This window comes from Streptomyces sp. NPDC091682 (assembly GCF_044756625.1).
Lineage (GTDB): Bacteria > Actinomycetota > Actinomycetes > Streptomycetales > Streptomycetaceae > Streptomyces.
In genome coordinates, this window is record NZ_JBIVTH010000002.1 from 127434 (window position 1) to 150448 (window position 23015).

Genomic DNA, 23015 nt, shown 5'->3' on the forward strand with positions numbered 1-23015 from the left:
GTCCTTCAGTCCTTTCGGCCCCTCGGTCCTTTCGGCCCCTCCCGCCTGCGGGCGCCGCCTCACTCGGGGTCCGTTCCGTCGCCCGGCGGCGGCGCGGTGCGCAGGCGCTCCAGCTCGTCGAGAAGCCGCTGGTACGCGTGCTTCTCGGCCGCCACCACGCGCGCGAGGGGGAGGTGGTGCGGATCCTGCCGGGACCGGGCCTCCTCGGCGGCGGCAGCGCGGAGTTCCCTCGCCCGGTCCAGTTCGTTCATCGCCGCCACGACGGCGACATCGAGCAGCTCGTGCTCCAGGGCCTGGGCGAAGGCCCGCTCCGTCGGCGCCGTGAGCCGGTCGAGGTCCTCCGCGCAGCCCTCCGGGGTCTGCGTCCGCCCACAGGCCCCGTCGAGATCGCGGGAGAGCGATCGGAGGCTCGTCCCGAGTTCCGGGTACGCCCGGTCGGGCCCGCTGTCGCCGCCGCAGCCGGCCACCAGGGCCGTACAGGCGGCGAGGGCGGCGAGGGCGGCAGCGGCGCGCAGCGTTGCGGGTCCTGCGCACCGGCGACGGCACGAGAGGAGAGGAGGGGTCATGGAAGCCCCGATCGCCCGTTGGTCCGAGTGCGGCCGCCCTGGCTGCGCGAGCTGGTCCGGCTGCCATCCTCGCCCGCTCCCCTCCGCCCTGCCACCCGGCGGCCGTGGGGGGGCGGGGCGGCGGGTGTGCGCTGCGGCGCAGGTCACCGCGGGGGCTGCCCCCCGGGGACGGCCGTGCCCGGGCGGCCGGCTTGCGCGAGCGTCCAGGGCTGGACGGCGCGGTGCCACGGGGCGGGGGTCCGGCTGCCGGGCAGGGTTGCGCCGCCCGCGGGGACCGTCGTGATGACGTGCAGGTCGGCGTCGAGGCCGAGCGCCGCGGCGACGGCCGTGCCGGCCCCCTCGGCCACACCGGCGGGGGCGCCCGTGTAGAGCATCTGGGACTCCTGCCAGGGCTGCGGACCGTCGGTGGCCGCGACGCCGACCGTGCCCGCGCCCGCCCGGCCCGCGAGCAGGTCTCCCGCGATGCCCACGGCACCGTAGCCGCCCAGGCCGCCCGCCTCGGCGACCGGGGAGAACTCCGGTGCGGTTCCGCCCGTGCGGGCCAGGCTCGTGGCGACGGTGCCGATGCCGGGCCGGCGGAAGAACAGGCGGACGCCGTCGCCCTCCGGACGCACCGAGAGCGCGCCCGTCGTCTGGGGCAGCCCGGTCGGGACGGGCCCGCCGAACGGGGCGCCCGGTGCCGGCTGGACCCAGGCCAGTACGGACCCGGCGGTGGCGGCGTACACGTGGCGCCGCCCCGACCCGTCGGTCGCGGTGACCGGATCGCCCTGGAGGCCGGCGCCGCCCAGGGCCTGCCACGCACCGAAGTCGCCGCCCGGGGTCTCCTGTGCCCGGGCGCGCAGCGTCCGGCGGGAGTCGCGGACGTAGACCGTCATCCGGCCCTCGGGGTCCACGGCGACGGACGGCCCGCTGATGGCCGAGGTGCCGGACCTGTCCACGGTGTCCGGGGTGCCGAGCGAGCGCCACGGGCCGAATCCGCCGTCGACCTCGCTCTGGACGGCGTAGACGATTTCCCGGCCGTACTCCTCGGGCGTCGCGCCCAGGGTGGTGCGGGTGGCGAACACGCCGATCCGACCGTCCCAGAGGCGGACGGCCGCCGCCCCCGAGTCGATGCCGTCGCCGGGCAGGAACTCGGGGCCCTGCCAGAGGGCCTGCGGGCCGCTGCGCGACCAGTAGGCCATGCGGCCGTCCAGCGCGGCGAAGGCCCACAGCCGTCCGGAGACGCCCTCGGTCATCCACGAGGTGCCGTCCCCGCGGCTGTAGCGGATGGTCTGGTTCCAGCCGGCGCCGGTGGGCCGGGTCGCGGTTTTGCGGTCGCCGCAGCCGGCGGGGCTGCCGCACCAGTCCTGGTGGTCGGTCCAGGCGTAGGTCTTCAGGTAGCCGAGCTTCTCCTCGGCGGTCTGCGGGTCGAGCGTCGGGGGCAGTGAGCTGTTCGGGTAGCTCACGTAGTTCTGGACCGAGAAGTGCGGCCGGGCCGTGGTCTTCGCGTAGCGCTCGGCGGCGGCCTGCACGAAGCGGGCGCCGTACATGTGGTCCTGGTGGTCGAGGAAGGCACCGCCGCCCTCCGCCCTGCCGGGGGTCGGGTCCTGCGTCCGTATCGTCGTCGGCCGGTACGTCTCGAACACTCCCGCGATGGCGGCCACGGCCTGGTCCTTGGTGTAGGAGAACCAGTCCTTGACCGGGGTTCCGGAGGTCAGCTGGGCGCCCAGGGCGGGGGTCCGGCCGTCCCACAGGCCGCGGAGGCTCTCCGGATTGTCCCCGGAAATGCTGCGGGCCTCGCGCAGCTCCATCCACACGAGGTTGACCTGGGGCCGGGCGACCAGGACGTCCACCTCGGCGCTGCCGCCGCCGGCGGTGGGTACGGCCTTGCGCTGCCACGCGCTGGTGCGGTCGCCGGTGGCCATCTGCGCGTAGGCGGCGCGTATGCCGTTCTGCCGGGCCTCCGCGTAGGCGGCCCGGTCGGCGGGACCGGCGGCGTCCTGCAGGTGCGGGCTGTGGGCCTCGTTCCTGCCGTCGGACTCGCCGGAGGTCAGGTAGACGGTGGTGACCTTGATGCCCGTCGATATGGAGCGGCTGAGGTCGGGGTTCATGAAGAAGAGGTCGTCGTCGGGGTGCGCGACGACCTGGAGGGCGGAGCCCTCGGTCACGCTCGGGGCGACCACCACCTCGGGCGCCGGCTGCGGGTGCTCGGTCCCGTGTCCGTAGGCCCAGGCCGTCACGCCGGCGGTGCCGACGGAGAACGCGGCGAGCAGGGCCGCGAGTCGGGTGCGGCGGGCCAGGGACATGTACGGCGCCTTGGGGGTCGGTCCGGTGCGGCGATCCGCCCGGGAGGTCGATCGGTGCCCCGATGGCTCCACTGCTTCCGGAGACGACCGGGGCCGATTATGTCCCGCACGTTCGGGGCTGACACACCCTCAAGTCACATATGACCAGAAAGGGAGTTGTAGAAGGAATGGGCAATTTTGTCCCTTTTGTCGACTGGCGTGCAGTTGGGCCTGAAAACCGGCCGGATCCGGTGTATGCGCCGGCCACCTGCGGGTTGCCCGGGATCGGTGGGACCGTCGAGCGCGGCGGCCCCTTCCCCGCCGACCCCGCACAAGTGGTGCATTCCACACGCCGACCGACCGGCACCGACCGGCACCGACCGGCACCGGCAGGCGTCTGCAGTGACGCGGCTCTCACTGACCGCAGAGGAGGTCCCCCGGGCTCGGGAGCCGTCTGCGGATCCCGTCGCTGAACGCCGCGGGTCGACCGGCCGGAGACCTTCAGCCCGAGGCCGCCGGTTCGGCCCCGTGCGGGTGCGTGGCGCCGCGGGCGAAGGCCGCTTCGGCCGCCGCGCGGCCCAGTGCCGACAGACAGGCCGACCATGTCCGGTCCACGTCGTGTCGTTCGGCGGGCGGTAGGGGGGCTCCGGCCGAGGCGCGGGCCGCATCGGCGGCGCCAAGCAGTCGCGCCGCCCGCTCGGGCTCGCCACCGGCCGCCGCTGCGCCCGCCAGGCCCTCCAGCGCGAGGGCCACGGCACGTACGTCGTCCAACGCCCGCGCGGCCGCGAGTCCCTCGAGGTGCAGGGCGCGGGCCCGGTCCCGGTCCCCCCTCAGCTCGACCGTGAAGCCCAGTTCGGCGAGGGCGAGCGCCGTGCCCGGCCCGTAGCCGGCCTCCCTGAACCAGGTCAGCACCTCCCGCATGTGCTCCTCGGCGCCGACCAGGTCGCCGGTGCGCCGGGCAACCATGGCGAGTCCGATCCGGGCGTCGGCCTCCCCGGCCCGGTGGTCTGCTCCCTGGCCAGCCGCAGGGCGTCCGCGTGCCGTTGCCGGCTCTCCTCGTACGCACCCGCCAGCAACGCCGACCGGCCCAGTGCGCACAGCCGCTTGCCGGCCTCGGTCCGTAGCCCGAGTTCCTCGGCGATGGCCAGCCCCTCCTCGTGCAGCCGGGACGCCTGCGGGTACTCACCCGCGATCTCGTGGAGCGCTGCACGGGGGAAGACGGTCTGCAACAGGCCCCAACGGTCGCCCACTGCGCTGAACAGGCGGGCGGCGCTCTCCCCCTCGCGGCGCGCCGCGGCCAGGTCGCCGTGCACGAGGGCGTGTCGGGCGCGCACGCTCACGGCGGCCGCGGTCCCCCAGACGTCGCCGATCCCCTCGGCCGCGGCCAGCGCCCGGTCGGCGAGTTCCTCGCTCGCGGACACGTTTCCCGCGCCCATCTGCGCGGCGGCCAGGAAGCCCAGCGCGTGCGCATGACCCTGCGGGTCGTGTTCCGCCACCGCCCGCGCGTCGAGGTCGGCCACCGCGGACCGCAGCAGGGTCCCGGCGGCGCTCGCCGTGCCTTCCCCCACGGTCAGTCCGGCCCGCCAGGCCGCCGCCAGGGCGCGCGCGGCGATCCGCTCCCCCGCGGACCGGTCCTGGCCCCGGCCGGTCCCGGGCCCGAGCTGAGCAGCGTGCTCGGGGGGATGTTCGCCGGGTTCTTCCAGGCGGTGGCGCTCGCCGGCACGGAGGGGATCGGGGCCGCGGAGCTGACGCGCCCGCTGGCGCGGTGGCTGACGGCGGCCGTCGACGCGCTGCCCGCCTTCGCGGAGGAGATCGACGCGAAGGACTACACCACCACGACCTCCAACCTGGAGATCAACGCGGTGGGGCTGCGCAACATCCTCTCCACCACCGAGGCGCAGGGACTGCCGACGGACCTGCTGGCGCCACTGCTGCGGCTCTTCGACGACCAGATCCGCGCGGGGCACGCCGCGTCCAGCCTGTCCAGGGTGGTGGAGTCGTTGCGCGCCGGCAGTCGGTGATCCGGCCTCCATGCAACCCGCTTGACCCGAAACCCGGCTGAAGACCGCGCTCCTGTCCGGGGTGTCGGGTCAGTCGACGGCCGACGAAGGCGGCCGTGCCCGGGATCGCTCCGTGGACATCGTGCGTCCGTGTTCGGCCACCGCCGGTGGGGTGGCTGCGCCGTTCAGGCAGCGGTCGAGGAGCGCATGCATGCGGGGGACGGGGAGGGGCGGTTCGGCTGCGGCGCCCTCTGCGGCCGGGGCACGCACCTCGGAATCCGGGTGGCCGAAGAGGCCGGTCAAGCCGGTCAAGCCGGTCAGGCCGGCACGGGGGAACGCGGGCAGGGTCAGCAGGTGCGGCCGGTGGGCCGGGCGGGCGGGGTCTCGGTGGCCGGCTCGGTGATCGGGCAGACGCAGTCCGGACCGTGACCGTGTCCCATGACCCGCTGGATCGCCCAGTACTCGGCCCAGGTGCGGGGAAAGGGGTGGCGGCGTGCACGCATCCGCACGTCCTCGTTCGGGTCTTCCCTTAACTCGGTGACCAGGTCCGGTCCCAGGTCGGGCCGGGCGGCGACCATCTCGCGGACCATCGCCTCGGGGTGGCGGGCGAGCCAAACGACGGCTTGCACCGCTTCCGGGTCCAGCTCCCAGCTGCTCTCCTGCGCCGCTTCCCGTACCACGGGGTCGGGGTCGTCGAGCAGGGCCTCGCACTGCTGCGCGTCGCGCACCCACGCGGACGACGGCGCCGGCGTCCTCGGCTGTGACGTGGAGCCCAGGGCCTACCGGTTGGGCGCCGACGGCCCCATGTCCGCGAGGGTCTTCCACAGCGTGGCGAGTGCGAGCAGCTGTGCCAGGAAGAACGCTACGGAGGCGAAGCGCATCTGGTAGACGTACGCGGCGAGACTGGCATTGGTCGGCCAGTAGCGCCGCTCGTCCTGAAAGGTCTGCAGGTCCATCACGAGACCGGTGCACGTCATCACCGAACCGAACGCGGCGATCTCACCGATCATGCGCGGCACGTTCCCGCCGAGGGCTTGGGCGATGAGGAAGTCGGCTGCCGCCGGGACGGCGAACACGAGCGCGACGAACATTGCCTTCGCCGGTCCGTGACGGCCCGGCAGATCACGCCATAGCGCCCCGAGGAAGAATCCCCCGACGATCCAGGCTACTTGCCAGTACAGGATCTCGATCATGATCAAGAGGAATCCTGCCGGATCCTGTGTGGTCACCGTCCAGGAGTCGCCCTTGACCGCGCTGGTCCAATAGAGCAGGCCGGTCACGGGCAGTCCGACGAGACATGCGTCGACAGCGCCCCGACGAGCGTTGCCCCACCACGTGGACATGGGGCCGAAGGCAAAGGGCAGATCGGCGGGCCTGACCCCTTCCGGCAACGACTGGTCCAACCGGTCGATCTCGGCCTCGATCGACCCCTGCTCCGTGGAACGCTCCGCCGGTTTCGCAGTGCTGAGACGGTGCAGCTGTGTCTGGAGCTCCCGGAACCGGCGCGCCAGACGCAGTACGTCGGCCCTGTCGGTCCGTGAGATCACTCTTCCCAGCGGCGCATTGTCGGCGGAGGATTTCTCCAGTACGGAGACGGAAGAGCCCAGGGCGATCACTCCCCAGGCCGTGCACAGGCAAAGCAGCAGGCTGAGGGCATAGGCGGAGAAGCCGTAGTAGTACCCCTGGGGTGCGAAGGTGACGGCGAACAGGACCGCGAGGAGGAACTTCTCCGCCCGGTCCGGTGTGAACGCCCCCTTCTCGTACTGTTCGACCCGACAGACCCGCAAGACCCCCAGCAGGGGCAGCGGCGCCAGAAGGGACACGATGGTCAGCAGCGGGTCCGCGACGATCACCGGGAAGGCCCACCACCACCCGTCGAGCGTCGTCGCCCAAAGAGTGTTGTACGCCGGCCAGTTCGGGTCCGCGAGCCAGCTGACGCGGTCCCAGTGGCGCGCGAAGGCGAGGTAGCTCCACAGGACGGTCATCATCGCCGCCACGACGGCGACGCAGACCATCACCCACGCCGGCAGCCGCGCCTCTCCCATCAGCAGGATCCGCTGCCCCACGGAAATCACACCGAGCCAGCCCACCGCCATCAGGGCAGCGCAGGCCATGGCCCCGGTCCAGCCCGGAGGGGACAACAGTTGGTCGGCCGTGGGGAGCAGCGTGAAGTCGTTGACCTCCGAAACCACATACGCCCCGGTCAAGCCCAGGACGAGTGCGCACACACCTACACGGAGGTGCTTCGGCAGGGAGCCGAGCAGACACAGCGAAAGCCCGAGGAACGCCAGGGCGAACACCGCCAGCGTCGGCGAGTAGTCGTCCTTCCAGCCCATCAGCCGGTGCAGGACCAAGTAGAGGTTGTCACCGAGGTAGATGAGCGAGCCGAGGAACATCAAGAGAACCGCCCACCACCGCAGAAACTGCATCGCTTTCGACTCTTGTGGCATCAGCTTGCCGGACAGACTGAGCCTCAGCCGACGACCCGCGACGAGCAGCAACCCGCCGGTGGCGACATACCAGAAGGCTGAAGATGCGCCGTAATATCCCCACGCCTCCCATGCCTGCCACGTGCCTTCCGACGTGGTTGTGATGTAGTCCCAATGCTGGGCTGCGGGAGGCCGGAATGTCACCGTGGGGTAGTCGTCATGCTGTTCGTGCCGCCAGCTCAGCCTCGTTCCGCCTTCACCGAAAGCCGGCGGAGGATCGGCCGTCAGGGCTCCCGGTCCGCCCAGGCTGACGTGCACCTTCTCCCAGTTCGCGTCCTTCAAAGCAGGGGTAGGCCGCAACTCGATGCGCCAATTGTCCTTCGTCACGGTCAGTCTCCAGGAACCGACGGCGACCAAGGAAGTGTTCTGCACCCACGTGGCAGCTTTGTAGTGAACCTTGACCCACTGACCGTCGGCCTTCACGGTCACCGGCTTGAAGCGCCACTCGTCGTCACGGAAGTCGTTCTGCTCCCCCGGGGGTTTGCCCACCAGGCACGCCAGCGCAAAGCGGTAGGCCGACGCGTGGGCGTCCAGGAGCAGCGCGGAGGCGTGCCTCCAATCGGCGGGCACGCTGACGTCCATCGTGCTCGTGAGCATGCTGAAGTCGTTGCCGCGGTGCTTGAACTCGGCCAGCGCCGTGACCTTGGTCTTCTTCAGCTGGTCGGCGCGACAATCGGTCGGGGCGCCCTCAGCAGCGCGGGCCCGCCCCGCTTCGGGGAGTGTGAGGCAGAGAACCAGGAACAGCACGTACAGCAGGCGCGGCGCGGAGCAGCAGGGGCGGATCACTGCCCCAGAATCCTCCCCGCAAGAGGCGCGCGATGCTGCGCGACGCGTCGACGCGCAGGCAGATCCACCCCACCGGCCGACGGGTGAAAGCCAACGGGGGGCCGGTCGCAGCCGCCCGGCGGCCTCCGGTCCGTGATCGGGGTGCACCGGCCCCACCGGAAACCGTGTGGGCGCCCGCCCTGAAGTGCCGGTAGCGTCCGGTCTCCCGAGCCGCCGTACCGGCGGCCCACGTCGAGAGAGCGATGCAGATGACCAGCCAGCAGGCAACGACGACCCTCTGGCGCCCCACCGGCCCCGAAGAGCTGGGGCTGGTGCGGAAGCTGAACTGGCGTGCGTGGCCACCCAGGCTGCCCGAGCAGCCGATCTTCTACCCGGTCCTCAACGAGGACTACGCGATCAGGATCGCGCGGGACTGGAACGTGAAGCACAGTGGTGCCGGCTTCGTCACGCGTTTCGAGGTCGACAAGGAGTTCCTGAGCCGGTATCCCGTTCAGCAGGCGGGCGGGCGGACGATCCTCGAGCTCTGGGTTCCGGCTGAGGAGCTGGACGACTTCAACGCCCACATCGTCGGCGAGATCCAGGTGGTCCACGAGTTCCGCTGACGGGGGAAGGGCCTGTTTCGGGAGCACGCCCGCCCGGTGCGGGCCTCCCGACGCGGCTGTGACCACGGCGTCCCAGCCGGTCTCGACGGCCCCGTCCCACCAGCGGGTCCGCGCCCGCGTCGGGCAGGCCCTCGCCCGCACGAAGGCCCGGAAGATCCTCCGGGACCTACGTCTCACGGGTGACGGGGCCTACGGGGCCTTTAGTGGGCTCCGTCCGGGCGCAGTTCGATGTGGTCCGGAGCCAGGTCGACCGCCACGCGGTGTTCCATGCCCAAGGCCTCCAGGAACTTCGGGGGGAGTTGGACCCGCCCGGAGCGGTCGAGGACGACGTACTCGCGTTCGCTGATGGACTCCTCGCCGTGCTCGTCGGTGACCAGGCGGCGCAGGACCTCACTGCTGGTGCGGCCGTCGCGGATCGCGACGGTCCTGCGGACCTCGCCCGCCACCATCGGGTCGTGCGTCACGATCACCACCGTCACGCCGAGTTCCTTGTTCACGGTCCGGAAGGTCTCGAAGACCGCCGCGGCCGTTTCCGAGTCCAGTTCGCCCGTGGGTTCGTCGGCGAGCAGCACCTTGGGGTCGTTCGCCATCGCCACGGCGATCGCGACGCGCTGCTGCTGGCCGCCGGACAGTTCCGCCGGGCGTCTGTGCGCCAGGTCGCCGATCCCGAGGGCCTCCAGGATCTCCCCGACCCTGGCCGCGCGGCGTGCGCCCGCGCCGCGCCGGGCGCCGCCGCCGCCGGCCAACTGCATCGGGAGGGCGACGTTCTGAGCAGCCGTGAGGAACGGCAGCAGGTTGCGGGCCGTCTGCTGGAAGACGAACCCGACCGCTTCGCGCCGGTACCGCAGCCGGTCCCGCGCCGACAGCTCCAGCAGGTCGTAGCCGGCGACCGCAGCGCTGCCGGCCGTGGGAACGTCCAGGCCGGCCAGGATGTTCAAGAGGGTGGACTTGCCGCTGCCGGAGGCGCCGACGAGGGCCATCAGGTCGCCCTGTTCGACCGTCAGCTCCAGTCCCTGGAGGGCCTGTACCTCGATGCCGTCCTGGCTGAAGATCCGGACCAGGCGGTCGCAGGCGATCGCGGCGTCCGCCGCCGGGGTGCGCGGCTCCGCGGCGGCCGTCGCCCGGCGGCGCAGCTCCTCGTACGTCGGCTGGTCGGTGTTCAACGCTGGTCTCCCGCTCTCAACTCGGTGGTGATCTGCCGTCGCCCGGATGTCGCCGCCTCCACGCACACGGCCGTGGCGACCAGGGCTGCCAGGCCCAGGGCCTGGGTCAGTACGGGCCCTGCCGTCAGCCGCACTCCGTTCGGCACGTGCGCGCCGACCAGCGTGGACAGGTCCATCGCCGGGCCCAGCAGGGCCACGGCGGCCGCCGCCACCAGGGCCCCGCCCATCGTCGCGGCCAGGGTCTGCGGCAGGGTTTCGGCAAGGATCAGCGCCACGCCCTGCCGGCGGCGCAGCCCCATGGTGCGCAGCCGGGCCAGCAGCGCCGCGCGTTCGGGGACGGTCCGCATCAACGTCAGCAGTACGGCCAACAGGGCGAAGCCCGCCGCTCCGGCCATGGCGGCCCAGAAGAGGCGCTGTGCCGAGCGCTGGAGCGGATCGGCGCCCAGTGCGGTGACGGCCTCGGCACTGGTGTGCACGGGGTACGCCTCGTCGACCGGGGCCGGGCCCGCGGAGGAACCGGAACCCGGGATCGGAGCCGGGGCCGGGGCCGGAGTCGCGGACGGCGCCGGGAGCTTGGAGCTGACCAGAGCGCGCAGCCGGTCAGCGTCGACGTCACCGAGGCCGAGCCACCGGTTCGGGTGGTCGGCGCCGCCCATGGCGGCGGTTGCGGCGCCCGCCGGCAGGACGACGGTCGCGGCGTCCCGCGCCGGATGGGCCGGGGTGCAGTCGACCGTGCCCGCGACCCGTACCTTCAGCTCCTTGCCGTCGCCGGGCTGCACCGCGTACGTGCCGCCCTGCGTGACCTTCCCGGCCAGGCCCGCGCTGAACAGCGCGGGCACCGGGGCGTCGGCGGACTGCGTACCACCGGTGGCCAGCAGCGCGGGCTCGAAGGAGCCGCAGCCGAGGACCCGGGACAGCTCCGCGTACGCGGCCGGCTCGGCCACGATCACGGTGATCTGGCTGGACCTGACGGTGGTGCCGAGGAGGGCGGAGTCGTGGTCGATCCACAGCGGCACGGACGTCCGTACGCCTGGCAGCTCGCCCGCTGCCTTCGCGAGTCCTTCCGGAAGCGGGAACTTCCCGTACGCGGAGATCGACGCGTCGCCCCCGACGGTCAGCCGGGCCACCCCCAGCCGGGACGAGTCCACCGACTGCAGCACGGCGGCGCCGAACCCGCCGGTGGTGATGGCGACGAGCAGCGCGACCATCGGCAGGACGGAGGGGCCGCTGCGGCCGCGGGTCTGCGTACCGGTCGTCGCCGGGCCGCGGGCGGCCCGCGCGAGTCCCAGGAAGCCGACCAGTCCGGAGCCGCGGCCGGCCGCCCGGGCGAGCCATCCGGTGACCACCGGCTGGAGCCGGGCCAGCAGCAGTCCCCCGCACAGGGCGAGCAGCAGCGGGGCCGCGATCAGCAGCGGGTCGAGGTCGCTGCCGGGCGGGGCGACCCCGCGGCGGCGGACCTCCACCACGGCGGCGGCGGTGGCGATGAGGACGAGCAGTTCGGCCACGGGCCTGCGCCACCGCCCGGCCGGGCGGGCCGGGGTCAGCAGGACGGCTGCCCGTACGGGGAAGGCCAGCAGGGCGAGCAGGGCGACGGCCGCGGCCGAGAGGAGGGTGGGCGCGAGCCGGGGGGTGGGCAGCAGCAGGACGGCGAGCGCGGTGGCGGCCGTGGCCGCCGGGAGTACGGTGACGGCGCCCTCCCCGAGGAGCCGGCCGACGATGGCGGTGCGCGAGCCGCCGCGCGCGAGCAGCAGCCGAAGTTCGGCGTCGCGGCGGTCGGCCGCGAGTGCGCCGGCCAGGCACAGGACGACGAAGGCGACGCCACCGACCCCGGCGGGTCCGATCGCGGCGAGCGGCGCCGCGGCGCGGGTGCGGACGCGGGCTTCTTCGAACCGCTCGGGCAGCCACGAGGTGGTGTGCAGATGCGGGCGGCCGGTCTCCCGGGCGAGGGTGGCGGCGGTGGGGCCGGCGAGGTACGAGGCGATGTCCTTGGTCGTGGCGTCGAGCCGGTCGGCCCGCAGGTGGCCGATGTCCACGGGCAGCTGCCAGAAGTCGTCGGCGGCGCGGCTCCACGTGCTCATCCGGTCGAGGTCCCCGGTGCCGACGAGGGCGTCGACGTCCCAGGCGAGGCTCTCGTTGTAGTAGTGCTCGCAGGCGCGGGCGAGGCACCCCAGGTTGTCCGTCCAGAAGTCGTCGGTCTCGTCGAGGACCGCGAAGAGACCGACGACCGTGACGGACGGTGTGCCGTCCACTCGGGTCTCGCTCGTCAGGACGGATCCGACGCGGGCGCCGAGGGTCGCGGCGGCCTTCTGCGAGAGGGCCACCTGGAGGGGCGCCAGCGCCCCGGGGGCGGCCTGCGCGGGGGCCGTGGGTGTGCTGCTCGGCCACTGCCCCTCCGCCAGCTTCACATGGGCCTCCGCCTCGCGGACGTGCAGGAGGTTCATGCTGGGCGGAAAGCCGGAGGGGCGGGAGAGTTCCGGGTTCAGCAGCAGCTGCCTCTTGGTGGTGCGCGTGCCGTGGACCGTCGACTCCGGGTCCACGCGGAAGGTGGATCCGGTCGGCGCGAGCAGTTTCTCCAGCGTGGCGTCCAGGGCCTGGGCGCTCTGCCCGCTGTCCGGGGAGGGAGCGGTCACCTGCAGGCTGGCGTTGCCGGCCGCGCTGCGTTCCAGGAAGGACCTCAGGGCCTGGTCGGCGCCCCGGTCCTGGGCCCGGGGCAGCGCGGCGGCCAGCAGGACGGCGACGAAGGCCAGTGCGGCGCCGAGCAGGGTGCTCAGGGGCGCCGCCCGAAGCCGGGTCCTGACCCAGGGCGCGGGCCGCGGGGCGGTGGGCAGGGGCGAACGGGCGGTCAGCGGGGTGGCGGACGGCGGGGTGGTCACATCTCCTCCACGGGACGCAGCCGGGCGGCGATGTCGCGGCCCCGGGGGCCGCTGAGCGCGGCCGACAGCAGGGGAACGGCTGCGATGGCGACGACCGTGAGCACGGTCTGCCAGAACGGCATGTCCACGCGTACGGGCGGGAACGGTCGCCCGGCAGCGGGTGTCAGGACGACCAGGGGCGCCATCAGGTGGACGAGGGCGATGCCCAGTCCGGTCCCGACCGCGGACCCGATGGCGATCAGTACCCCGCCCTCGGCGGCGGAGGCGAGGGCCAGCGAGCGGCGCGGGGTACCGAGGGCGAGCAGGACGGAGAACTCCCTTCCGCGCACGCGTCGTTCGGCGGCGGTGGAGGTCGCGAATCCGATGGCGGCCAGGACCGCGCAGGCGGCGGCGAGGGCGGCCAGGGCGCTCTGCGGGCCGGCGCTCAGCGGGTCGTCCAGCAGCTGCTCGGTGATCTCCTCGCGCAGTTGGACGCGTTCGATCCGGGCGCCTTCGCGCAGCTTGTCCGCCGCGCGGGCCGGGACCGGGTCGGCGGCCGAGTCGGCGGGCAGCCACCACTCGGTGGGCGTGGGCGGCTGCTGGCCGACGGATTCCAGCAGGAACCGGCCGAGTACCTGCAGGTCGACGGCGAGCGCCGAGCGGCCGGCCACGGGCAGGGAGTCCACGGCGGCGGTGATCCGCATCTGGACCGCGGCGCCGTCCAGCGTGACGGGGACCGTATCGCCCACGGCGGCGCCCAGGGACGCCAGGTAGCGGGTGGTGGCGACCGCGGGGACGGCGGTGGGGGCCGGGCCGGCGGGCGCGGGGAACACCACAGTGTTGGCGCCCTGCAGGGTGCCGAAGCCGCCCCAGTAGCGCAGCCGCAGCAGGTCCGTGGAGCCGGCGGGGACCGGGACCGGCTCGGGGCCCCTCCGGGGGCCGCTCGCCTGCGGGAGCGAGGTCCGCCAGCCGGTGGCGTCCGCGGGTGCGGTGACGCCCGTGGCGGCGCCGTCCGCGGTGTCGGACACGGCGATGCGGCGCACGGTCAGTTCGCTGCCGTCGCCCGGGGCGTCGCCGTCCCCGGCGTACGAGAGGCGTATCCCCGCAAGGGTCAACGGGGTGGCCGTCGATCCGACCGGGGCGCCGGTCAGTGCGTCGAGGAGGTAGGGGAGGGTGACGTCGCCGCCCTGGGGCAGGGTGACCGAGGACGTCCCGTACGTCGCCCCGAACCGGTCGCGCAGCAACAGGCTCACGGCGGCCCAGCTCATCCCGGAGGACCGGACCGACACCTCGAGGTCGATCCGGCGCGGGGAGCCGGGCAGGGCGACACCGGGGCCCGCGGGGCCGGCCGTGGCGCCCGGGTCACCGGCGGCGAGCGGGGTGAACAGCTCTCGCATGGTGTGCCCGGCGCGCAGGTCCGCGCGCAGCGGCACCCGTTCGCCCGCCTTGACGGCGTCCAGGGCGACGAGGTCTGCGGGGCTCCCGTCCGGCAGCTTCTGTTCCCGGCGGACCACCGGAACGAGGCGGTCGCCGCCGGGCAGGGCCGCGTAGCGTCCGCCCTGCCCCATCGGGGACATGCTGCTGCCGGAGATCCGCAGGCCGCCCGCGGTGGCGAAGTCGGCCTGGTCGCGCTGGGAAGCGGACCAGCCGGTGTGCTGACCGAGCGCCAGGATCCCGCTGGCGACGGCGAGTACGAGCAGCAGCACGGGCCCGGTGGCCCGGCCGGGTCGTCGGGCGAGCTGCCAACCGAACAGGGCGGGCCCCAGGCTCCGGCCGCGCGCCGCCAGCCGTCCCCCGGCCCGCGCCGCGAACGGCAGCAGGCGCAGGACCAGCAGCGTGCCCCCGCACAGGGCCAGGGTGGGAGCGGCGACCAGGACCGGGTCGACACCGAGCCCGGTACTGGCCGGAGCGCCGGACGCGGGGGCGTCCTCACCGCCGTACTGCGCGAGCTGCTGGTAGCCGAGGACGGCGAGGACGACGACGGCCAGGTCGAGGCCGGAGCGGGCGGCGCCCGTCACCAGTGCCTGGCGGCTGCCCACGCGGCGCAGTACGGCGGCGGAGGCCCCGCGCAGCACGGAGGGCAGGGTCGTCAGCAGGACGCAGGCCAGAGCGCAGCCACCCGCGACCGGCCAGACCAGCCAGGTGTCCGGGATCTCCAGGTGGACCCGCCCGAGCGGTCCGAACCGGCCGAACAGGCGCAGCAGGGGTGGTGTGAGCAGGGGTGCCAGGACGGCCGCGGGCAGGGCGAGCAGCAGGGACTCGGCCGCGGTGAGCTCGCCGAGGCGGCGGCGGGAGGCGCCGCGCGCGGTGAGCAGGACCCGTTCCGGTTCCTGTCGGACGGTCAGGATGTGGGAGACGAGGAGCAGTGCGGCGGTCGACAGGACGGCGAGCTGGAGCGCGCCCATCAGCAGGGTGGAGCGGGCGACGACCGTGCCGGCGCTCAGCTCGGCCAGGAGTTTGGGCAGTTCGGTGGCGGCCCGCAGCGAGCCGGCGCGTTCGAGGGCGGCGCTCGCGGGGTCGGTCGCGGTCCGGACGGCCTCCGCCTCGGCGGTGCGGACCGTGTGCAGGTCCGGGGTGAGCAGCGTGAGGCGGTGGTTCTGCAGGATGCCGCCGGTGGTGAAGGCGCTGTCGTCCACCAGGAGCGGGCCGTAGATGGCGAAGGTGTCGGCCTGGACCTCGCGGCCGCCGAGGGGGTCGAGCCGCCAGTAGGCGGCGTCCGGGTCGGCGGCCCGGTACACGCCGGTGACCAGCACGGTCAGCGGTGCACCGCCGAACCGGTCGTCCAGCCGGACGGGGGCGGGCAGCGCGGATTCGGCCAGTCCCAGCCGAGCGAGCGCCGCGCGCGGCACGGCCACCTGGGTCGGCGCGGGCGGGACGCCTGCGCCCGTGGGTGCGGTGACGGGCGCCGGCCACTCGCCGGCGAGCAACCGTACGTGGTCCTTGCCGAGGGCGGCGAGCAGGGTCAGGTCGGCGTCGCGGCCGGAGGCGGCGACGCCGGGCAGTCCGTACGAGCGGCTGCGCGCCACGCTCTCGGAGGTCACCGGAAGCCGCCCGAACACCTCGTCCGCGAAGGCCCGTACGGACGCGTCGTCCTTGGCTCGGGAGTCGGCGGGATGGCCGCTGGTGACGACGACGGTGGTCCGGGGCTGTGCCGTCCCGGTCAGGGCCCGCCGGAGCCCTTCTTCGCCCACGCCACGGGTGAATGCCGTCAGCGCGGTCAGTGTGGTCGCGGTGATCAGTACGGTGAGCAGCACGGCGACGGCGAGCGGCCATCGCCCGCGCAGTCGGCGCACGACGAAGCCGAGCACGTGTTGAATTCCTCCCCCGTCCGGACCCGAAGTACCGGATAGCGGACGATGCTGTCAGATGTGATCGATAGAGGGAAGGGGCTTGCGTGATCAGTGCGGCAGATGCGCAAATGCGATCAGGAAGTTACAGCGGCAGCTGGTGCGGTACGTGGGGCCGGGTGCCCCGCGCGGACAACTCGACGGGGGAACAGAGGCGATGACGGATCAGCAGGCACCGGCTACGGTCGCGACGCGGGCGGGGCGGGAGGCGGGCGGCTCCCCGATCGTGGTCGTCGACGACGTGCACCACAGCTTCGGCAGCGGACCGCAGGCCGTCCACGCCCTGCGGGGCGTGTCCTTCGAGGTCCGTCGCGGCGAACTCACCGCTCTCAAGGGCCGGTCGGGCTCCGGCAAGACCACCCTGCTGAACCTCGTCGGCGGCCTCGACTCCCCGACCGGCGGCCGGATCGCGCTCGACGGCACCGACCTGGCGGACCTCGACGAACCGGGCCTGCTCGCCCTGCGCCGCGACCGCATCGGCTTCGTCTTCCAGTCCTTCGGTCTGATACCCGTCCTGACCGCCGCCGAGAACGTCGGCGTTCCCATGCGGCTGCGACGCGTCCCCGCCAGGGAGCGCGAGGAGCGCGCCCGGACCCTGCTGGCCCTGGTCGGACTGGCGGACCATGCCGAACAGCGGCCCGGCGAGCTCTCCGGCGGCCAGCAGCAGCGGGTGGCGGTGGCCCGCGCCCTGGCCAACGATCCGGACCTGATCATCGCGGACGAGCCGACGGGACAGCTAGACTCGGAGACCGGCCGCTCGGTCATGGAGCTGCTGCGCGCCGTGGTGCGCAGCGAGTCGGTGACCATCCTCGTCGCCACCCACGACCCCAACCTGATCGAGCTCGCGGACCGGGTCGTGGAACTGCGGGACGGCCGCATCGTTGCGGCCGACTCATGAGCGGCCGACTCATGAGCCGAGCGCGTCCGCGCTGCTCCGCTGCCAGTACGTGACCGACAGCGAGCTGTCGTAGGCGACACCGGCCGCCGGGAGGGGCGGGGTCGCGGACGCGCCTGCGTTGCTGAGGGGCGTCCGGCCCTGGAAGGCGATCGTGAGCCGGTGTCCGGTCGTCCCGCCCTCACCGCTGCCGTCGGCCGCCGACAGTAGGGCCCCCGCTTAGCCCGACTCGCCCGGGGCGAGCGACACCACGGCCTGGGGCCGGGTCTGCTGCTGCGCGGCCGGCACCCATTGCATCTCGTCGAAGCGGAGCACCGGGTAGTAGGTCAGGTCGCAGGTCTTCGAGCCGGTGTTCTTCACCGTGATCAACATGTGGTTGAGCGGCCGGGAGACCGGCTGCACCGTGACGCCGGTGTTCGCTCCGTTGCACAGGACGTGCTGCTGTTCCCCCGCGGCCGTCGGAGCGGAGGGAGCAGGGGCCGTCGGCGAAGCCTTGGGGGCCGCTGCCGCGGGCGGGGCGGCCGAGGGAGCGGCGTCCGTGGCGGGGCTCGAAGCGGCAGACGCTCCCCCGTCCTTGAGGCCCGTACCGTCCTCGCACCCGGTGAGGGAGAGGACGACGAGGGCGGCGGCGGCCGCACCCGCGAGGCGCCGGAAGGCCTGCGGGCGGAAGGTGCGGGAGGTACGGACGAAGGGCGTGCGGTGGAACGCGTGCATGGCTGACGGCCTTTCACAGGGCATGACGACAGGGCCCGGTCGGGGTCCACAGGGACCGGCCGCCGGGAGCGGTGTGCTTGGATGACCTCAGCCTGAGCGATGCTCCGTCCCAGCCGCCACATCCGCTGGGCAATCAGGAACGCTGGAATACCGGCATAGGCTCTGAGCTGCGCAAACAACCTGTTCCTGGGATGCGGGACAGGACACGGGTGGGAGGAACGGTGTCGCAGGACACTGCTGGGTCCGAGTTCGCCGAGCTGCTGAGGGAGTTGAAGGACCGGTCCGGCCTCAGCTACGGAACGCTCGCCAAGCGGCTCCACATGAGTGCGTCGACCTTGCACCGCTACTGCAGCGGCGAGGTCGTCCCGGCGGACTACGCACCGGTCGAACGGCTCGCCCGGCTCTGCAAGGCCTCGCCCGAGGAACTCCTCGCCCTGCACCGGAGTTGGGTGCGGGCCGATACCAACCGCCCGCGCAAGGGCGCGGACCCGAGCGGCACCGTGCAGGAGACGACCGGGGCGACCGGGGCGACCGGAACCGGAACCCTGCCGGTCGACACGGCCGAGGCACACGACGCGGTGGACGCGGCCCGGGCGGCGGACCCGCCCGAAGGGGTCGAGGTGGGGTCCGAGGTCGAAGAAGTGACCACCGCAGCCGGGCCGACCACGCCGACCCGGCGTCCTCGCCCGCGCCCGCGCCCGGCCGTGCTCACCGGGATCGCGCTGACGGTCGTGGCCGCCGTCACCGCCCTGGCCGGCGTGCTCCCCCTCGGCGCGGACCGGCCAGAACGGGGCGCCGACGTCCGGGACGGCCCCGTCGGTGCCACGGGCCGCTCCCCCGCGGGGGAGAAGTCCCCGGACGGCCCGGCCGGGCCGTCATCGCCCCCGCCTTCGTCCCCGACTTCGTCCGCGGCGCCGTCGCCGTCCGCGTCCTCGCCCGTGTCCTCGCCCTCGTCCGGGTCCTCGCCCTCGTCCGGGTCCTCGGACGCAATGCCCGCGACCCCCGCAGCAGGCAACGACAGCAGCGGCGGCGACACCGCCGCCGGCACGCCGGTGAAGGTGACCACCCGCCCCCACACCTGGGAGGCCCCCTGCGGTCAGCACTACCTGATCGACAAACCACCGGCCCAGGTGGGACCGCCCCCCGTCGAACGGGACGCACCCGCCTGGGTGGCTGCGGCCGGGGCCGTACCCGCGGGCGAGCAGTACGTCACCCTCACCCTGCAGGGCTCCGGCGCGGACACGGTGGTGCTGGACGGCCTGGCCGTCCGTACGGTCGCCAAGCGTGCGCCGCTCCCCTGGAACGACTACGCCATGGGCTACCCGGGGGTGGGCTGCGGCGCGGACGTCCCGACCCGCTCCTTCGACGTGGCCCTGGACTCCGCGCGCCCGGCCGTAGTACCCGTGCCGGGTCAGCGGGACTTCCCCTTCTCGGTCAGCGAGTCGCAACCGGAGGTGCTCCACATCAAGGCCGCCACCTCCGCCCACGACGTGAGCTGGTACGTGGAGCTGTCCTGGTCCAGCGGCTCCCGCTACGGCACCCTCAAGATCGACCACAACGGCCGTCCCTTCCGCACCAGCGGACGCGGGGGACGGACCGGCTACGAGTTCCCCCTCGGCGGCGAGGGATGGGTCGGGGCGGGCACGACGGGCCGTTGACCAGGAGCGACCGGGTGTGTACCTGGAGCGCACGGTCCGCGTCGTCCCGGAGCGATCCCGCGGGATCGCCCCTACGATGGGCGGGAACCGGCGCGGGCGGCTCGCCGGGCCGCCCGCCCAGAGCACTCGGGGTGGAGACGACGTATGGCACAGGCCGCCGACACGGCGCGGACCGTCATCCTGACCGTGGACGACGACCCGGGAGTCTCCCGGGCCATCGCCCGTGACCTGCGGCGGCGCTACGGCGCCGAGTACCGGATCGTGCGGGCCGAGTCGGGCGAGTCCGCGCTGGAGGCGCTGCGCGAGCTGAAGCTGCGCGGCGACCTGGTGGCGGTGATCCTCGCCGACTACCGGATGCCGCAGATGAACGGCATCGAGTTCCTCGAACAGGCCCTGGCGGTGTACCCGGGCGCACGGCGGGTGCTGCTCACCGCGTACGCCGACACCAACGCGGCGATCGACGCGATCAACGTCGTCGACCTCGACCACTACCTGCTCAAGCCCTGGGACCCCCCGGAGGAGAAGCTCTACCCGGTCGTGGACGACCTGCTCACGGCCTGGCGCACCAGCGACTACCGTCCGGTACCCGCCACCAAGGTGGTGGGCCACCGCTGGTCGGCGCGCTCCTCGGACGTGCGGGAGTTCCTGGCCCGCAACCAGGTGCCGTACCGCTGGTACTCCTCCGACGAACCTGAGGGGCGGCGGTTGCTCGAGGCGGCCGGGGCCGACGGGCAACGACTACCGCTGGTCATCACGCCCGAGGGCACTGCGCTGATCGAACCGGAGGCGCCCGAGCTGGCCTCCCACGTGGGGCTCGCGACGACGCCGGCCGCCGACTTCTACGACCTCGTCGTCATCGGCGGCGGCCCGGCCGGGCTCGGCTCCGCGGTGTACGGGGCCTCCGAGGGGCTGCGCACCGTACTGGTCGAGCGGTCGGCGACCGGCGGACAGGCCGGTCAGAGCTCCCGCATCGAGAACTACCTCGGGTTCCCCGACGGCGTGTCGGGCGCCCAGCTCACGGAGCGCGCCCGCCGCCAGGCCGGCCGGTTCGGCGCCGAGATCCTCACGGCGCGCGAGGTCACCGGCCTGGAGGTCAACGGCGCGGCGCGCGTCGTCCGCTTCTCGGACGGCTCGGCGATCGCCGCGCACAGCGTCATCCTGGCGACCGGGGTGTCCTACCGGCAGCTCCGCGCGCCGGGCTGCGACCAGTTGACCGGCTGCGGGGTGTACTACGGCTCCTCGCTCACCGAGGCGGCCTCCTGCCAGGGGCAGGACGTGTACATCGTGGGCGGCGCCAACTCGGCCGGGCAGGCGGCGATGTACCTGGCGCGCGGCGCCAAGTCCGTGACGCTGCTGGTGCGCGGGGAGTCCCTGACGGCGTCGATGTCGTACTACCTGATCCAGCAGATCGAGGAGACGCCGAACATCACCGTGCGCACCCGGACCGTCGTCGAGGCGGCGCACGGCGAGGGGCACCTGGAGCAGCTGACCCTGCGGAACCTGGACGGCGGCGCGAGCGAACTCGTCGACGCGCAGTGGATGTTCGTGTTCATCGGCGCGGCCCCGCTGACCGACTGGCTGGACGGTACGGTGCTGCGCGACGAGCACGGTTTCATCCTGACCGGGCCGGACCTCACCCCGGACGGACGGCCGCCGGCCGCATGGGAACTGGACCGGCCGCCCTACCACCTGGAAACCAACATTCCCGGCGTGTTCGTGGCGGGCGACGCGCGCGCCCAGTCCGCGAAGCGCGTCGCGTCCGCCGTCGGAGAGGGAGCCATGGCCGTGATGCTCGTCCACCGGTACCTGGAGCAGTCATGAGCGGCCAGCCCATGCCGTGCAGCCCGCAGGAGATCGCCTCGCTGTTCCTGTTCGAGAAGCTCACCCCAGAGCAGCTCGGGCGGCTGTGCGGTGAGGGGCGGGTGGAGCGGTTCGAAGCCGGTCCGGTGTACGTCGAGGGTTCCCCGGCCACCTGCTTCTACGTGATGATCGAGGGCACCGTCGTACTGTCCCGCCGGGTCGGCGGCGACGACGTCGAGGTGAGCCGCACCTCGCAACGCGGCGTGTACGCGGGGGCCATGCAGGCGTACCTGGGCGACCAGGTGCCGCAGACGTACACCAACTCCATGCGGGTGACCGAGCCGACGCGTTTCTTCGTGCTGCCCGCACAGTCGTTCGCGGACGTCATGCAGGAGTGGTTCCCGATGGCGGCACACCTGCTGGAGGGGCTGTTCTTCGGCTCCAAGAACACCCAGCGGGCCATCGGGCAGCGCGAACGACTGCTGGCGCTCGGGTCCTTGTCCGCCGGCCTCACCCACGAGCTCAACAACCCGGCGGCGGCGGCCGTCCGGGCCACGGCGACCCTGCGGGAGCGGGTCGGCAAGATGCGGCACAAGCTGGCCCACATCTCCCAGGGCCAGTACTCGCGGGAGACGATCGCCGACCTCATCGAAATCCAGGAGCGCACCGTCGAACGCGTCGCGAAGGCGACGGCGCTCAGCCCGCTGGAAGCCTCCGACCGGGAGGACGAACTCGCCGACTGGCTCGACGACCACGGCATCGCGGAGGGCTGGCGGCTCGCGCCGACCTTCGTGCAGGCCGGGCTGGACACGGACTGGCTGGACCAGGTCGCGGCGACCGTGGCAGAGGAGATCCTGCCGTCGGCCATCGGCTGGCTCAACTACACGGTCGAGACCGAGCTGTTGATGGACGAGATCGCCGACTCCACCACCCGCATCTCCCACCTCGTGGACGCGGCCAAGCAATACTCGCAGCTCGACCGCGCCCCGTACCGGGTCGTCGACGTCCACGAACTCCTCGACAGCACCCTGCTGATGCTGTCCGGCAAGATCGGCTCCCGGGTGCGGCTGGTCAAGGAGTACGACCGCTCCCTGCCGGACGTTCCCGCCTACCCGGCGGAGCTCAACCAGGTGTGGACCAACCTCATCGACAACGCCGTGTTCGCCATCGGGAGCACCGGCGGCGAGGGCACGCTGACGGTCCGCACGGCGCGCGAGGGCGACCGCCTGCTGGTGGAGTTCCGCGACACCGGACCCGGCATCCCGGCGGACATCCGCAGCCGCATCTTCGACCCGTTCTTCACCACCAAGCCGGTCGGCGAGGGCACCGGTCTGGGCCTCGACATCTCCTGGCGGATCGTCGTGAACAAGCACCACGGCAGCCTCCAGGTCGAGTCGACCCCGGGTGACACCCGGTTCCAGGTCCTGCTTCCGCTGACCGCCCCGGCCCCCGAGGCCGAAACCGAAGCCGGATCCGCGACCCAAACCCAGACCCAGACCCAGACCGCTGAGGAGCCCGTATGAGCGACATCGAGGGAATCGACCCGAGCGCCGCGCCCACCGGCGCCGGCTGCGTCGAGTGCGACGAGTTGGGCGGCTGGTGGTTCCACCTGCGGCGCTGCGCCCAGTGCGGCCACATCGGCTGCTGCGACTCCTCGCCGGCCCAGCACGCCACCGCCCACTGGAAGTCCTCCGGCCACCCCTTGGTGCAGAGCTTCGAGCCGGGCGAGGAGTGGTTCTGGAACTACGACACGGACGCGCTGTACGACTCCGGCCCCGAACTGACCGCTCCGCGCGATCATCCGGCGGAGCAGCCGGTACCGGGTCCGGCCGGCCGGGTACCGGAGGACTGGACGCGGCGACTGAACCGCTGACCTGCG

The 23015-nt window shown here is 73.3% G+C and carries 17 protein-coding genes; 7 read left to right on the forward strand and 10 right to left on the reverse strand.

All coding sequences use genetic code 11. The features are described 5' to 3' along the window. Positions 1-59: 59 nt before the first annotated feature. The 4 genes from ACIQK6_RS04985 to ACIQK6_RS05000 form a co-directional block, all read right to left on the reverse strand. Complete coding sequence (locus ACIQK6_RS04985; protein ID WP_329095740.1) at positions 60-566, reverse strand: hypothetical protein; 507 nt, start codon at positions 564-566, stop codon at positions 60-62. Positions 567-709: 143 nt separating this feature from the next. Next, complete coding sequence (locus ACIQK6_RS04990; RefSeq protein ID WP_329095742.1) at positions 710-2851, reverse strand: PIG-L family deacetylase; 2142 nt, start codon at positions 2849-2851, stop codon at positions 710-712. A 480-nt stretch (positions 2852-3331) separates the two neighbouring features. Next, positions 3332-3796, reverse strand: coding sequence for a tetratricopeptide repeat protein (locus ACIQK6_RS04995; protein WP_329095744.1), 465 nt, complete (start codon positions 3794-3796; stop codon positions 3332-3334). Then, positions 3736-4398 (reverse strand): hypothetical protein, encoded by a 663-nt coding sequence (locus tag ACIQK6_RS05000; protein WP_402694331.1) that lies wholly within the window; start codon positions 4396-4398, stop codon positions 3736-3738. The genes ACIQK6_RS04995 and ACIQK6_RS05000 overlap by 61 nt, the downstream gene beginning before the upstream one ends. Positions 4399-4512: 114 nt before the next feature. On the opposite strand from ACIQK6_RS05000, the gene ACIQK6_RS05005 reads away from it, so the two are divergent. Beyond that, positions 4513-4851, forward strand: coding sequence for a hypothetical protein (locus ACIQK6_RS05005; RefSeq protein WP_329095748.1), 339 nt, complete (start codon positions 4513-4515; stop codon positions 4849-4851). Between the two features lie 326 nt (positions 4852-5177). On the opposite strand, the gene ACIQK6_RS05010 is transcribed toward ACIQK6_RS05005, so the two are convergent. Both ACIQK6_RS05010 and ACIQK6_RS05015 read right to left on the reverse strand, forming a co-directional pair. After that, entirely contained in the window at positions 5178-5558 is a 381-nt protein-coding gene (locus ACIQK6_RS05010) for a HEAT repeat domain-containing protein (protein ID WP_329095750.1), read from the reverse strand. 51 nt (positions 5559-5609) lie between these two features. Then, positions 5610-8105 (reverse strand): DUF6185 family protein, encoded by a 2496-nt coding sequence (locus tag ACIQK6_RS05015; RefSeq protein WP_402694332.1) that lies wholly within the window; start codon positions 8103-8105, stop codon positions 5610-5612. A gap of 242 nt (positions 8106-8347) precedes the next feature. On the opposite strand from ACIQK6_RS05015, the gene ACIQK6_RS05020 reads away from it, so the two are divergent. After that, positions 8348-8707, forward strand: a complete 360-nt coding sequence (locus ACIQK6_RS05020) for a hypothetical protein (RefSeq protein WP_402694333.1) — start codon at positions 8348-8350, stop codon at positions 8705-8707. 200 nt (positions 8708-8907) lie between these two features. Here the strand turns inward: ACIQK6_RS05020 and ACIQK6_RS05025 are convergent, their stop codons facing one another. Genes ACIQK6_RS05025 through ACIQK6_RS05035 form a run of 3 tightly spaced genes read right to left on the reverse strand, consistent with a single transcriptional unit; the run spans position 8908 to position 16030 of the window. Continuing rightward, entirely contained in the window at positions 8908-9870 is a 963-nt protein-coding gene (locus ACIQK6_RS05025) for an ABC transporter ATP-binding protein (RefSeq protein ID WP_402694334.1), read from the reverse strand. Beyond that, positions 9867-12743 (reverse strand): hypothetical protein, encoded by a 2877-nt coding sequence (locus tag ACIQK6_RS05030; RefSeq protein ID WP_402694335.1) that lies wholly within the window; start codon positions 12741-12743, stop codon positions 9867-9869. The genes ACIQK6_RS05025 and ACIQK6_RS05030 overlap by 4 nt, the downstream gene beginning before the upstream one ends. Beyond that, complete coding sequence (locus ACIQK6_RS05035; protein ID WP_402694336.1) at positions 12740-16030, reverse strand: FtsX-like permease family protein; 3291 nt, start codon at positions 16028-16030, stop codon at positions 12740-12742. Before ACIQK6_RS05035 ends, ACIQK6_RS05030 begins: the two co-directional genes overlap by 4 nt. Before the next feature lie 196 nt (positions 16031-16226). On the opposite strand from ACIQK6_RS05035, the gene ACIQK6_RS05040 reads away from it, so the two are divergent. Beyond that, positions 16227-16967 carry an ABC transporter ATP-binding protein gene (locus tag ACIQK6_RS05040; RefSeq protein ID WP_329095760.1) on the forward strand — a complete coding sequence of 247 codons (741 nt, stop codon included), beginning with the start codon at positions 16227-16229 and terminating at the stop codon, positions 16965-16967. A gap of 216 nt (positions 16968-17183) precedes the next feature. On the opposite strand, the gene ACIQK6_RS05045 is transcribed toward ACIQK6_RS05040, so the two are convergent. Beyond that, complete coding sequence (locus tag ACIQK6_RS05045; protein WP_402694337.1) at positions 17184-17678, reverse strand: DUF4232 domain-containing protein; 495 nt, start codon at positions 17676-17678, stop codon at positions 17184-17186. Positions 17679-17899: 221 nt separating this feature from the next. On the opposite strand from ACIQK6_RS05045, the gene ACIQK6_RS05050 reads away from it, so the two are divergent. The 4 genes from ACIQK6_RS05050 to ACIQK6_RS05065 all read left to right on the forward strand — a co-directional run bounded on the left by ACIQK6_RS05050 (position 17900) and on the right by ACIQK6_RS05065 (position 23009). Next, complete coding sequence (locus tag ACIQK6_RS05050) at positions 17900-19336, forward strand: helix-turn-helix domain-containing protein (protein ID WP_402694338.1); 1437 nt, start codon at positions 17900-17902, stop codon at positions 19334-19336. A gap of 144 nt (positions 19337-19480) precedes the next feature. Then, positions 19481-21157: an FAD-dependent oxidoreductase gene (locus ACIQK6_RS05055; RefSeq protein ID WP_329095765.1), complete on the forward strand. Its 1677-nt coding sequence runs from the start codon at positions 19481-19483 to the stop codon at positions 21155-21157. Continuing rightward, positions 21154-22659, forward strand: a complete 1506-nt coding sequence (locus tag ACIQK6_RS05060) for an ATP-binding protein (protein ID WP_329095767.1) — start codon at positions 21154-21156, stop codon at positions 22657-22659. Before ACIQK6_RS05055 ends, ACIQK6_RS05060 begins: the two co-directional genes overlap by 4 nt. Further along, positions 22656-23009, forward strand: a complete 354-nt coding sequence (locus ACIQK6_RS05065) for a UBP-type zinc finger domain-containing protein (RefSeq protein ID WP_329095769.1) — start codon at positions 22656-22658, stop codon at positions 23007-23009. Before ACIQK6_RS05060 ends, ACIQK6_RS05065 begins: the two co-directional genes overlap by 4 nt. Positions 23010-23015 lie beyond the last annotated feature (6 nt).